General features: G+C 74.6%; 11 protein-coding genes. 8 read left to right on the forward strand and 3 right to left on the reverse strand.

The annotated features are described in order from the left end of the window. Positions 1–5: 5 nt before the first annotated feature. Positions 6–851 carry a DegV family protein gene (locus ACL03H_RS10600; protein ID WP_412810978.1) on the reverse strand — a complete coding sequence of 282 codons (846 nt, stop codon included), beginning with the start codon at positions 849–851 and terminating at the stop codon, positions 6–8. Positions 852–1,154: 303 nt separating this feature from the next. Here ACL03H_RS10600 and ACL03H_RS10605 point away from each other — a divergent pair, with 303 nt between their 5' ends. Continuing rightward, on the forward strand, positions 1,155–1,937 hold the full coding sequence (locus ACL03H_RS10605; RefSeq protein WP_412810979.1) for an electron transfer flavoprotein subunit beta/FixA family protein: 783 nt from the start codon (positions 1,155–1,157) through the stop codon (positions 1,935–1,937). A gap of 27 nt (positions 1,938–1,964) precedes the next feature. After that, complete coding sequence (locus ACL03H_RS10610) at positions 1,965–2,924, forward strand: electron transfer flavoprotein subunit alpha/FixB family protein (protein ID WP_412810980.1); 960 nt, start codon at positions 1,965–1,967, stop codon at positions 2,922–2,924. A 157-nt stretch (positions 2,925–3,081) separates the two neighbouring features. On the opposite strand, the gene rnhA is transcribed toward ACL03H_RS10610, so the two are convergent. Continuing rightward, positions 3,082–3,543: a ribonuclease HI gene (gene rnhA / locus ACL03H_RS10615; protein ID WP_412810981.1), complete on the reverse strand. Its 462-nt coding sequence runs from the start codon at positions 3,541–3,543 to the stop codon at positions 3,082–3,084. Between the two features lie 475 nt (positions 3,544–4,018). Here rnhA and ACL03H_RS10620 point away from each other — a divergent pair, with 475 nt between their 5' ends. Genes ACL03H_RS10620 through mnmA form a run of 3 tightly spaced genes read left to right on the forward strand, consistent with a single transcriptional unit; the run spans position 4,019 to position 7,775 of the window. Further along, positions 4,019–5,416: an MFS transporter gene (locus ACL03H_RS10620; RefSeq protein ID WP_412810982.1), complete on the forward strand. Its 1,398-nt coding sequence runs from the start codon at positions 4,019–4,021 to the stop codon at positions 5,414–5,416. A gap of 37 nt (positions 5,417–5,453) precedes the next feature. Then, positions 5,454–6,683 carry a cysteine desulfurase family protein gene (locus tag ACL03H_RS10625; RefSeq protein WP_412810983.1) on the forward strand — a complete coding sequence of 410 codons (1,230 nt, stop codon included), beginning with the start codon at positions 5,454–5,456 and terminating at the stop codon, positions 6,681–6,683. Between the two features lie 3 nt (positions 6,684–6,686). Continuing rightward, complete coding sequence (gene mnmA, locus ACL03H_RS10630) at positions 6,687–7,775, forward strand: tRNA 2-thiouridine(34) synthase MnmA (protein ID WP_412810984.1); 1,089 nt, start codon at positions 6,687–6,689, stop codon at positions 7,773–7,775. A gap of 103 nt (positions 7,776–7,878) precedes the next feature. On the opposite strand, the gene ACL03H_RS10635 is transcribed toward mnmA, so the two are convergent. Beyond that, entirely contained in the window at positions 7,879–8,844 is a 966-nt protein-coding gene (locus tag ACL03H_RS10635; protein ID WP_412810985.1) for an ABC transporter substrate-binding protein, read from the reverse strand. A gap of 128 nt (positions 8,845–8,972) precedes the next feature. Between ACL03H_RS10635 and ACL03H_RS10640 the strand changes: the two genes are divergently transcribed. From ACL03H_RS10640 to ACL03H_RS10650, 3 genes are all read left to right on the forward strand, one after another. Continuing rightward, entirely contained in the window at positions 8,973–10,004 is a 1,032-nt protein-coding gene (locus ACL03H_RS10640) for a methionine synthase (protein WP_412810986.1), read from the forward strand. 91 nt (positions 10,005–10,095) lie between these two features. Continuing rightward, the gene (locus ACL03H_RS10645; RefSeq protein ID WP_412810987.1) at positions 10,096–11,145 is read left to right on the forward strand and encodes a DUF6461 domain-containing protein; all 1,050 of its coding nucleotides are present in this window, start codon (positions 10,096–10,098) and stop codon (positions 11,143–11,145) included. Between the two features lie 90 nt (positions 11,146–11,235). Continuing rightward, positions 11,236–11,919, forward strand: a complete 684-nt coding sequence (locus tag ACL03H_RS10650; protein WP_412810988.1) for a hypothetical protein — start codon at positions 11,236–11,238, stop codon at positions 11,917–11,919. Positions 11,920–11,995 lie beyond the last annotated feature (76 nt).

The raw sequence follows: 11,995 nt of genomic DNA on the forward strand, positions 1-11,995 counted from the left end.
GCCGGTCACGTGGCGGGGGAGACCGTCAGCCCGAGGGCGCCGGGGCCGGCGTGCGCGCCGATGATCGCGCTGGTCTCCGCGACGACGATCCGGCGGACCTGGGGGAGCTGGTTGCGCAGCTGACCGGCGACCTCCTGGGCGCGCTCGGCGTACTGGAAGTGCTCGATGCCGACGTCCACCGGACCGTCCCCGGCGCGGGCGACGGCCTGCTGGACCGCCTTCTTCAGCGCGCGTTCCGGTCCGAGCCCCTTCACCAGCGGTTCCAGCACGCCTTCGCGCAGCACCAGCACGGGCTTGATGGACAGCGCCTGGCCGAAGAACGCCTGCGCCCGGCCGACCCGGCCGCTGCGGCGCAGGTACTCCAGGGTGTCCACGTAGATCATCTGGGTGGTGCTGCGCAACCGCTTGTCCAGCACGCCGAGCACGCCCTGGGTGCTGGCTCCCGCGGCGGCGGCCTCGGCCGCCGCGATCACGGGGAAGCCCATGCCGAGCCCGCACAGCCGGGAATCCACCACGAACACCGGCAGGTTCACCTCCTCGGCCGCGCTGCGAGCGGAGGCGCAGGTCTGGGAGAGGCCGTCGGAGATGTGCACCGAGATGATCGACTCCGCGCCGGAGGCGGCCGCGTCGTGGTAGTTCCAGAAGAACGCCGGCGGCGGTGGGGGCGAGGTCTCCACCGGAGTTCCCTCGCGCATCGCCTGCGCGAGTTCCTCGTGCGGCACGCGGCGCTCGTCGTCCTCTCGCTCGCCGATCTTCAGTTCCAGCTGGATGACGCAGATCCTGAGCTGCTCGGCGACGTCGGTGGGGATCGAGGCGGTGGAGTCCGTCACGATGGCGACGTGATGGTTCATGGCGTGCAGGCTAGCGCCGGATGAAAGTTTTCAGATCATGCCGGGTCGGCCCGGTCCGGATTTCGCGACGAGGCGGCCGAGGGCGTCGCCGCGGACGTGAGTACCGTCACCGGAGGGCGTGTTCCACCCCTGGCTACCGGCAAGTAACATCGGGGGGTGGTTGGCGTCACTGTGCCACCGGCACTGTCTCATGGCAAGGTCGAACTCCTCCGGTAGCGGGGCGATCGCGCCGACCGGAACCCGCGCGAGCAGCGCGGCAGCAAGCTAAGCCACCCGAAGTCCGCAGGAGGTCGAAGAGGACCCATGAACATCGTCGTCCTGGTGAAGCAGGTGCCCGACACGTGGTCCGAGCGCAAGCTCAAAGACTCCGACCACACGCTCGACCGCGAGTCGGCGGACGCCGTGCTGGATGAGATCAACGAACGTGCGGTGGAAGAGGCGCTGCTGATCAAGGAGGCCCAGGGCGGCGAGGTCACCGTCGTGGCGATGGGTCCGGATCGCGCCACCGACGCCATCCGCAAGGCGCTCTCGATGGGTGCGGACAAGGCCGTGCACCTGTCCGACGAGGCGCTCGCCGGGTCCGACGCGGTCTCCACCGCGAAGGCCCTCGCGAAGGTCATCGGCACCGTCGACTCCGTCGACCTGGTGCTCGCGGGCAACGAGGCCACCGACGGCCGCGTCGGCGCCGTGCCCGCGATGCTGGCCGAGCTGCTGGACCTGCCGCAGCTGACCTACGCGCGCAAGGTCACCACCGACGGCTCCACGATCAGCATCGAGCGGGAGACCGACGCGGGCATCATCACCCTGGAGGCGAACCTGCCCGCCGTCGTCTCGGTCACCGAGAAGATCAACGAGCCGAGGTACCCGTCCTTCAAGGGCATCATGGCCGCCAAGAAGAAGCCGGTTTCCGCGCTCAGCCTGGCCGACGCCGGGATCGACGCCTCCGAGGTCGGCCTCGCCGGTTCCGGGTCGCAGGTCGTCGAGTCGGCGCCGCGGCCGCCCAAGGAAGCCGGTCAGCGCGTGAACGACGAAGGCGACGGCGGCACCAGGGTCGTGGAGTTCCTGGCCGGTCAGAAGCTCGTCTGAGTCACAGGTTCGCGAGGAGGAATAGACATGTCCGAGGTCCTGGTCCTCGTCGACCACTCCGGCGGCGAGGTCAAGAAGGTCACGCTGGAACTGCTCACCGCGGCGCGCCGCCTCGGCGAGCCGTCGGCCGTCGTCGTCGGTGAGCCCGGTGAGGCCGCCAAGCTGACCGAGGTGCTGGCGTCCTACGGCGCCGAGAAGGTGTACGCGGCGGAGTCCGCCGACGTCGCCTCGTACCTCGTCACGCCCGCCGTCAACGCGCTCGCCGCGCTGGTCGGTTCGGCTTCCCCGGCCGCCGTGCTGGTACCGGGTTCGATCGACGGCAAGGAGGTCGCGGGCCGCCTGGCGGTGCGCCTCGGCTCCGGGCTGCTGTCCGAGGTCGTCGACATCGACGGCGACGGCGTCGGTTCGCACTCGCTGTTCGGCGGCACCTACAACGCCAAGGCCAAGGTCACCACCGGCACGCCGGTCGTGACGGTGCTGCCGGGCAGCGTCGAGGCCGAGCAGGCCTCCGGCGCCGGTGCCCAGGAGACCGTCGAGGTCCCCGCGGTCGACGGAGCGAAGAACGCCAAGGTCACCGGCGTGCAGCCCGCCGAGGCCGGGGACCGCCCCGAGCTAACCGAGGCCTCCGTGGTCGTCTCCGGTGGCCGCGGCGTCGGTTCGGCCGAGTCGTTCGACGTGGTCGAGAAGCTGGCCGACTCGCTCGGTGCCGCGGTCGGCGCTTCGCGCGCCGCCGTCGACTCCGGCTACTACCCGCACCAGTTCCAGGTCGGGCAGACCGGCAAGACCGTGTCGCCGCAGCTCTACATCGCGCTGGGGATCTCCGGCGCGATCCAGCACCGCGCCGGGATGCAGACCTCGAAGACGATCGTCGCCGTCAACAAGGACGCCGAGGCGCCGATCTTCGAGATCGCCGACTTCGGCGTGGTCGGCGACCTGTTCAAGGTCGCCCCGCAGCTGACCGACGAGGTCGCCAAGCGCAAGGGATGAGCCCCCGCGCGAACGGGCCGCACCCCCTGGCGGGGTGCGGCCCGTTCGTCGTTCGGGGCGGGTCGCCCGGCCGCGAACCTCGCCGCGGGGTCCGGTGGAGCCGCCGAGCGGCGACCCGCCCGCACCGCCGCTCCGTCGCCCGGCAGGCCGAGGGAGGTCAGCCCCGCGCCTCGTCGCGGCCCCGGCAGGCGAGCTTGTCGGCCCGCTCGTTCTCGGGGTGGCCGCTGTGGCCCTTCACCCAGTTCCACTCGACCTGGCCGTGCCGCCGCACCTCGGCGTCCAGGCGCTGCCACAGCTCCGCGTTCTTCACCGGCTGCTTCGCGGCCGTCTTCCAGCCGTTGCGCTTCCAGCCCCGCATCCACTCCGAGATGCCCTTGAGCACGTAGGTGCTGTCGCTGAACACCCGCACGTGCGGCAGCGGCCGGTTCAGCGCCGCCAGACCCTCGATGACGGCGGTGAGCTCCATCTTGTTGTTCGTGGTGGCGGGATCACCGCCGTGGAGCTCGCGCTCGTGGTCGCCGTAGCGCAGCACCACGCCCCAGCCGCCCGGACCGGGGTTGCCGCTGCACGCGCCGTCGGTGAACAGCTCCACGAGCTTCTCGTCTGCAGGCTCTGACATCGGGCCAACCTAGCTGGCCGCCTCGGGCCCGGCCCGCGTCGGGGCGCGCCCCCGTGGAGGCCCGCGCCCGGACTCGGAGACCGGCGGAGCCGACGCCGACGGCGGGCGGGTGAGCACGTCCGGGCGGGTGCGCGCGGCCGGGACGGGTGATCGGGCACCGGTGGTCCGGCACCGGGCGTTCACCGGAAGCTCTCGCCGCGGGTCCTCGGTCGATCCGCCGCGCTCCGAGCGCACGGCGACACACCTGCCGCGCGCCGGAGACGCGGCTGCTCGCCAGCGCCGCGCCCGCCGGAGCGACCACCCCCGGCGGGGCCCACCGCTCACCGCTGGTGGCCAGGTGCGCGCCGACCGCGGCTGCTCCTCCCGCGTTCCGCGTCCTCCGGCGCCCGGCACGGCCGCGAAACCCTCGATCGGACAGGGCCGATCGGTGGACCCGGGTGGACTCGCACCGGGGTGGAGGTTGCAGGCTCTGCTGGTGACCGTCGACGACGAGACCCCCGGAACGGCCGCCTCCACCAGCGCGCTGTGGAGCCCGCAGCGGCGGAGCTTCACCCTCGGGCTGATCCTCGTCATCACCCTCGCCGCCTTCGAGGCGATGGGCATCGGGACCGCGCTGCCGACGATCGTGCGCGAGTGGGACGCCGAGCAGTGGTACTCGTGGCCGTTCACGATCTTCATGGCGGCCAGCGCCATCGGCACCGTGGTCGCGGGCCGGATCAGCGACCGGCGCGGGCCAGCCGTCCCGCTGCTGGCCGCGATGCCGACCTTCGCCGCCGGGCTGGTGCTCGCCGGGATCGCCCCCGGCATGACCGCGCTGCTCGTGGCCCGCGCGCTGCAGGGCCTCGGTGCCGGAGCGCAGATCGTCGCGCTCTACGTGCTCATCGCCCGCGTCTACCCGGAGCGCGACCGGCCCGCCGCGTTCGGCGCGCTCTCGGCGGCCTGGGTGGTGCCCGCGCTGGTGGGGCCGCTGATCGCCGGGGCGCTGACCGAGCACGTGGGATGGCGCTGGGTGTTCCTCGGGCTCGCCCCGCTCATGGTCGTCGGGGCGCTGCTGCTGGTGCCCTCGGTGCGCAGGCTCGGCGCCGGGGGCGGGAGCGACGGGCCGGCCTCGCCGCGGCTGCCGCTCGCGGCGCTCGGCGCGGCCGGCGGCGCGGTCGGGTTGAACTGGGGCGCCCAGCAGGTCTCCGGCAGCGGTTCGGTGACCTGGCCGGTGCTGCTCGCCGGGGCCGCGGGCCTGCTGCTGCTCGTGCCGTCGCTGCGGGTGCTGCTGCCGCGTGGCACCGGCACCGCACGACCCGGCATCCCCGCCATGGTGTTCTCCCGGGGGCTGCTGGCCGGGGTGTTCTTCGCCGCCCAGGCGTTCGTGCCGCTGACGCTGTCCGTGGTGCACGGGTACTCGCCCACCGCGGCCGGCATTCCGCTCACCGTCGGCTCCCTGGGGTGGAGCGTCGGGGCGCTGTGGCAGAGCCGCCGCCCCGAGGTGCGCCGCGAGCTCGTGGTCACCGCCGCGCTGGTGCTGGTGGCCGTGGCCGTCGCCGGTCTGGTGCTCATCGCGCCCGCGCGGGGCCCCGCGTGGGTGGTGTTCCTGCTGTGGTCGATCGGCGGGGCCGGAATGGGCATCGGCATCGCCAGCACCTCGGTGCGGGTCCTGTCGCTGTCCGAACCCGGGCAGCGCGGCTTCCACTCCTCGGCGCTGCAGATCTCCGACATGCTCGGGCAGGCGCTGCTCGTCGGCCTCGGCGGCGTGGTGGTGGCGGCGCTGGCCGGTCCCGGGTCTCCCACCCGGGGGGTGGTGGTGTTGAACCTGGTCCTGGCCGCGATGGCGCTGCTCGGCGCCCTCCGGGTGCACCGCAGCGGCCGCGCCGGTGGCTGAACCGGGCGCGGTGGCGCTGCATTACCCTGGGGCGGCGATGACTTACCTCGACCACGCCGCCACGACGCCCATGCGGGCCACCGCGGTCGCGGCGATGAGCGAGGCGTTGGCCCGGCTGGGCAACGCCTCGTCCCTGCACACCTCGGGCCGCCGGGCCCGCCGCGCGGCGGAGGAGTCCCGCGAGAGCATCGCGGCGGCCCTCGGCGCCCGGCCCTCCGAGGTGCTGTTCACCGGCGGCGGCACCGAGAGCGACAACCTGGCGGTCAAGGGCATCTACTGGGCCCGCCGCGCCGAGGACCCCGCGCGCCGCCGGGTGCTCGCCTCCGCCGTGGAGCACCACGCGGTGCTCGACACCGTGGAATGGCTCGTCGAGCACGAGGGCGCCGAGGTCACCTGGCTGCCCGTCGACGAGCACGGCCGCGTCCTCCCCGAAGCCCTCGACGAGGCGCTGCGCCGCGCGCCGGAGGACGTCGCGCTGGTCAGCGTGATGTGGGCCAACAACGAGGTCGGCACCGTCAACCCGATCCCCGAGCTCGCCGCCGTCGCCGAGCGCTACGGCGTCCCGCTGCACACCGACGCGGTGCAGGCCGTGGAGACCGTGCCCGTCGACTTCGCCGCCTCCGGCGCCGCCGCGCTCACCATGACCGCCCACAAGGTCGGCGGGCCCTACGGCTCCGGCGCGCTGCTGCTCGCCCGCGACGTCGCCTGCACCCCGCTGCTGCACGGCGGCGGCCAGGAGCGCGAGGTCCGCTCCGGCACCCTCGACGTCCCCGGCGTGATCGGCCTCGCCAGCGCGACGGCCGAGGCCGTCCGGCTGCGCCCCGGCCACGTCCCGGCGGTCGCCGCGCTGCGCGACGAGCTCATCGCCGGGGTGCGCGCCGCCGTGCCCGACGCCGTCCTCAACGGCGATCCCGAGCTCGGCGTCGACGGCCCGGTCCCGGCGCGGCTGCCCGGCAACGCGCACTTCACCTTCCCCGGTTGCGAAGGCGACAGCCTGCTCATGCTGCTCGACGCGCAGGGCATCGAGTGCTCCACGGGGTCGGCCTGCACCGCCGGGGTCGCCGAACCCAGCCACGTGCTGCTGGCGATGGGCGCCGAACCGGGGGACGCCCGCGGCTCGCTGCGGTTCTCCCTCGGGCACGACTCCACCGCCGCCGACGTGCGCGCCCTGACCGGGGCCATCGGCCCGGTGGTGGACCGAGCCCGCAACGCCGGGCTGACCGGACTGCGCCGGGCCGCGGCCTCGGCGCCCGCGACGGAGGTGTGAGCAGTGCGAGTACTGGCCGCCATGAGCGGGGGCGTGGATTCCGCGGTCGCCGCCGCCCGAGCCGTCGACGCCGGGCACGACGTCACCGGTGTGCACCTGGCGCTGTCGGCGAAGCCCGGCACGCTGCGCACCGGGGCGCGGGGCTGCTGCACCGTCGAGGACTCGCACGACGCGCGCCGCGCCGCCGACATCCTCGGGATCCCGTTCTACGTCTGGGACTTCGCCGAGCGCTTCACCGAGGAGGTCATCGAGACCTTCGTCGGGGAGTACGCCGCCGGCCGCACCCCGAACCCCTGCCTCACCTGCAACGAGAAGATCAAGTTCGAGGCGCTGCTGGAGAAGGCGATCGCCCTCGGCTTCGACGCCGTGTGCACCGGGCACTACGCCCGCCTCGTCGTCCGCGACGGCGTGCCCGAGCTCCGGCGCAGCCGCGACGAGGGCAAGGACCAGTCCTACGTGCTCGCCTCGCTCACCGCCGAGCAGTTGCGGCACTCCTTGTTCCCGCTCGGCGACTCGCACAAGAGCGAGGTCCGGGAGGAGGCCGAGCGGCGCGAGCTCGCCGTCGCCCGCAAGCCCGACAGCCACGACATCTGCTTCATCCCCGACGGCGACACCCGGGCCTTCCTGGAGAAGAAGCTCGGCCAGAGCCCCGGCAAGCTCGTCGACGCCGACAGCGGGGCCGTGCTCGGCGAGCACACCGGGGTGCACGGGTTCACCGTCGGCCAGCGCAAGGGGCTCGGCATCGACGCTCCCGCCGCGGACGGGAAGCCGCGGTACGTGCTGTCGCTGGAACCCGTGTCCGGGACGGTCAAGGTCGGCTCCGCCTCGTCGCTCGGGGTGACCGGGATCTCCGCCCGGCGGGTCATCTGGCCCTCCGAGCGGCCGTTGGCCGGGGAGACCGAGTGCGTCGTGCAGGTCCGGGCGCACGGGGGGACCGCCTCCGCCGTGGCCTCCGTCGCCGAGGACGGACTGCGGGTGGAGCTGTCCTCGCCGCTGCGGGGAGTCGCCCCCGGGCAGGCGATCGTGCTGTACCAGCCCGCTGCGGAGGGGGACCTCGTGCTGGGCAGCGGGTTGATCTCCGCCACCCGGTGACGGGCCTGCCCGCTCCGGCCGGCCGCGTCGCCGGCGGCGTGCTTCCACCGCTGGTGACGCGCGGCGGACCGCCTCGGCGGACGCGGACCGCCGCGCGGCCGGGTCAGCGGGTCCTGAGGACCGCTTCCAGCTCGTCCAGGGCTCCCCGGGCCTGGGAGTAGCCGAAGACGTAGAGGTTCTTGAACGGCACCGCCCGGGACTCCCGGACCACCGGGAGGTTCTGGTAGGGGGCCTGGTCCAGCAGCGCCCGCATCGCCTGGTCCACCGAGCCGTCGGGGTTCGTCTGGTACAGCAGGACGTCGGTGTCGTTGAGAGCGCCCAGCTGCTCGTAGGACTGCTCCACCGCGCTGCCCGTCCTGCCCTCCGCCGCGGTGCCGAAGCGGCAGCCCGCCTCCGCCAGGACCACGCCGCTCCACGAGTCGGGCAGGCACAGGTTCCAGCTGCCGGACTTGAACGAGGCCACCAGGTTGAAGCGGGTGCGCCGCAGCGCGGGCGCGTAGGTCTCGCGGATGTCCGCGGCCCGCGCCAGGTACTCGTCCCGGAGGCGGTGCATCTGCTCCGGGCGGTTCACGATCTCCGCGGCCCGCAGGGCCATCTCCTGCCACTCGCCGGACACCCGGGAGGTCAGGATCACCGTCGGCGCGATGCCGCTGAGCTGCTCGTAGGTGCTGCCGCCGCTGAGCGTGAACGCGCTGTTGCCGATGATCAGGTCGGGGCGCACGGACAGCACCCGCTCGAACTCCGGCTGGTAGCCGCCCACCCGGGGCAGCGAGCGGTAGGCCTCCAGGTGTTCGGTGGGCATCCAGTCGTCCAGGCCGTCCACCGTGGCCGCCGGGCGCACTCCCACGTCCAGCAGCGCGATCGTCGCGTACTGGTCCAGGCACACGACCCGCCGCGGCTGCGCCGGGATCCGCACGGGGCCCAGGTGCGAGTCCACGGTGCGGGTCGGGCCCTCGGGCCGGGCGGCGCCGCCTCCCGCGCACCCCGCGGCGCCGAGCACGGCGAGCGCCGAGGCGGCCTGCAGCAACCCGCGGCGGGACAGCGCGGAAGACCCGGACGGCAGGGGCATGGGAACTCCTTCACAGGATCGGTACCGCCCGAGCGGGTGACACCGAAAGGCGGAATGCATGGTTAGCCTAACCTATGGTGCGGATCCCACCTGGCGCTCCGCCCGACCGCGCAGCCGATAATGGTCGGGTGAGTGACGCAGCGTGGAACCCCGGGATCGCGACCGCCCTCGGATCGATGCCGGGCACGGACCCGGTGGAGGCGGCCCGCGTCGTGCTCGGCGAACTGCCCGAGCTGATGCCCTTCCCCGAACTCCCCGCTCGCGGCGTCGGCGCCGACGTGCTCGGCCGGACGGCGGGTCTGCTCGTCGACCTCGCCGTGGAGGTCGTCCCCTCCGGCTACCGCGTAGCCGGACGGCCCGGCCGCGACCACCGGAGGGCGCTGGACCTGCTGCGCTGGGACCTGGACGCGGTGGAGCAGGCCGTGGCCGAGACCGGGCCGCCCCGCGCGGTGAAGGTGCAGGCCGCGGGCCCGTGGACGCTGGCGGCGGGGATCGAGCTGGAGCGCGGTCACCGGGTGCTCACCGACCCGGGCGCGCTGCGCGACTTCGCCGCCTCGCTCGTCGAAGGGCTCCGCGCGCACGTCGCGCAGGTGGCCGCGCGCACCGGCGCGCCCGTGGTGGTGCAGCTCGACGAGCCGACGCTGCCCGCCGTCCTCGCCGGGGGCCTGCCCACCCCGTCCGGCTACGGGCAGGTCCCCGCGGTGCCGGGACTGGAGGCGCAGCGGCTGCTGGGTGAGGTGATCGAGCCGCTGGCGGCCGTCTCCGGCAGCCCGGTCGTGGTGCACTGCTGCGCCCCGCGCCCCCCGGTCCGGCTGCTGCGGCAGGCGGGCGCGGGAGCGGTGGCGCTGGACGCCACCCGGCTCGGTTCGGTCTCCGGTGACTTCGCCGACGAGCTCGGCGAGGCGTGGGAGGAGGGCACCCGGCTGCTGCTCGGGCTGGTGCCGAGCACCGATCCGCCCGGACGCCCGGATCCGCGCGACCTGGCCCGGCCGGGCCTGGAACTGGCCGCCCGGCTGGGCTTCGGGCCGCGGACGCTGCTGGAGCGCGCGGCGGTGAGCCCGACCTGCGGCCTGGCCGGGGCCTCCCCGGCGTGGGTTCGCCGGGCGCTGGCGGTGGCCGGTGAGGTGCTCGAGGTGTTCGGCGAGGCGGCAGCGCGCTGAGGCGGCGGACGGGCCGGGACATCTTCAAGATCATGTTTTCCCGTTCGGTCCCCGCCGCCGCGGCGGCGGTGGTAAGAAACCAGGCGTGTCGATGACCGGGGAAGTCGAGCGCTTCGGGTGGGTGCACCGCAGCACCGTCCAGGACGCCGCCTGCCTCACCTTCGTCCGCGGCACCGATCTCGACGAGCTCGCGCGGCGCTGCGGCGCGATCACCGAGCACGCGCGGGTGCTCGATTTCGACGAGTACTGCGAGGAGGCCTACGCCCACCAGGACCGCTACCCGGTGATCGGGCTGCGCTCGGTGGGCGGGTGGACCCTGATCGCCGAGGACGGCGGGTTCCAGGGCAGCAGGCCCGAGGTGCTGCGCCGGGTCAGCCACCGCACGGAGGCGGTGTCGGCGTTCTGGAACGTCAACGCCCTCACCCAGTTCGCGCACGCCGCGCACGGCGAGGTGCGCACCAGCTTCGAGGCGCTGATGCCGACCTTCCGCCAGGGCACCCGGCCGGACGGGCTGGAGGAGCTGCGCGCCGGGCTGCCCTGGCCGGGCGCCGAACCGGGGGAGCGGGGCGCGAACACCGTCGACCTGATGCTCGCGCTGGCCGCCCGGGTCACCGGCGAGCCGCTGACCCCCGAGTGGTTCGAGGGCGACTTCACCACTTACCCGGTCGCGGCCTGGCCGGCGGACCTGCCGGGATCGGCCGAGGCGCTGCTCGACGAGGTCGGCCTGGACCAGGTCGGCATCCGGCTCGCCACCGACGGCACCGGGGCGGAGCTGCTGGAGCTGGTGCGGCGAGCGGGGCCCGATCGCTGCCGGCGGGCCGCGGCGAGGCTGGCCCGGCACGTGCTCGACGTCACCGCTGGGCACGACCAGCCCGTCGTCGGCGAGACGCTGCGCGCTCTGGAGCGCGGTGCGGCGCTGGACGGCACCGCGATCGGGGAGGTCGTCCGGCTCCGCAACTGGGAGCTGCACCGCGCCCCCGCGACCAGCCGGGAGCGCGCCCGGGTGCGGGCGCTGGAGGTGCTGCGGCAGGCGACCAACCCGGATCCGCTCACCGGCCTGCTGGGCGCCCTGGCCGAGGCGGGCCGGCTGCGGATCGAGCGCCGCGACCTCACCGACCTGGTCACCGCCGCCCTGACCTGACCTCCCCCCGGCGACGGGCGGACCGGGAGCCGGGGAGCGATCCGCTCGATCCGCCCCGGCGGCCCGACCCGGCCCGGCACAATGGGCGGCATGGTGAAGTTCTTCCGCCGCCGCGGCGAGCGAGGCGCTCCGGACGCGGGCGGGGCCGACGTGACCGTCGTGGCGCGGGAGCGGGCCGAGGCGTTCTGGCGGCGCTGGGACGAGCTGCTGCCGGAGGTGGCCGCCGCGCTCGGTGAGGGCTCGCCGCAGCGGGTGGACCACGACCTCGCGACCGCCGTCGCGGGCGTGCACCCGGAGCTGACCTTCGCGGTGGAGCGGGGGGAGCGCACGCCCTACGCGCTGGTGCTGAGCGGGCAGGCGAACCCCGAGGTCCGGCCCTACACCGACGCCTGGCTGGCCGCCGCGCCGCGCGGCGACTCGCTGTTCGAGTTCCACGACGCGGTCCCGCCGGTGCCGGATCCGACGAAGGTGACGGTGAACCTGCGCGGGGAGCGCTACCCGCTGTCCGAGGTGCGGGTCCACGCGCAGGTCGACGAGGCCGAGGGCCTGGTCGACGTCGCGGTGTACCACCCGTCCTTCGAGGGCATGGAGTCCGCGGCTCGCGCCGCGCTGACCTTCCTGCCGCTGGACGCCGCCCTCGGCGAGCGGCTCGCGGCGGACCGGCTCGGCCGGGTGGAGACCGCCGACCGGGAACCGGCGGGAGCGGTGGGGCTGCTGGAGTTCCGGGAGCTGGTGCGCGAGGTCGCGGCTGGCGCGCCGGGCGACGCCGGGTGATCATGCGCGCCACCCGTCCCGGCGGTTCCCGGCCGGTCGGTCGCGCACGGTGACCCCGGCTCGGCCGGGGGTGAGG

Source organism: Saccharopolyspora antibiotica (assembly GCF_047200635.1).
Lineage (GTDB): Bacteria > Actinomycetota > Actinomycetes > Mycobacteriales > Pseudonocardiaceae > Saccharopolyspora_C.

Excerpts from the sequence above, each read along its gene's own strand:
- ACL03H_RS10600 (WP_412810978.1), bottom strand. The coding sequence starts at position 851 with ATGAACCATCACGTCGCCATCGTGACGGACTCCACCGCCTCGATCCCC.
- ACL03H_RS10605 (WP_412810979.1), top strand. The coding sequence starts at position 1,155 with ATGAACATCGTCGTCCTGGTGAAGCAGGTGCCCGACACGTGGTCCGAG.
- ACL03H_RS10610 (WP_412810980.1), top strand. The coding sequence starts at position 1,965 with ATGTCCGAGGTCCTGGTCCTCGTCGACCACTCCGGCGGCGAGGTCAAG.
- rnhA (WP_412810981.1), bottom strand. The coding sequence starts at position 3,543 with ATGTCAGAGCCTGCAGACGAGAAGCTCGTGGAGCTGTTCACCGACGGC.
- ACL03H_RS10625 (WP_412810983.1), top strand. The coding sequence starts at position 5,454 with ATGACTTACCTCGACCACGCCGCCACGACGCCCATGCGGGCCACCGCG.
- ACL03H_RS10635 (WP_412810985.1), bottom strand. The coding sequence starts at position 8,844 with ATGCCCCTGCCGTCCGGGTCTTCCGCGCTGTCCCGCCGCGGGTTGCTG.
- ACL03H_RS10645 (WP_412810987.1), top strand. The coding sequence starts at position 10,096 with ATGACCGGGGAAGTCGAGCGCTTCGGGTGGGTGCACCGCAGCACCGTC.
- ACL03H_RS10650 (WP_412810988.1), top strand. The coding sequence starts at position 11,236 with ATGGTGAAGTTCTTCCGCCGCCGCGGCGAGCGAGGCGCTCCGGACGCG.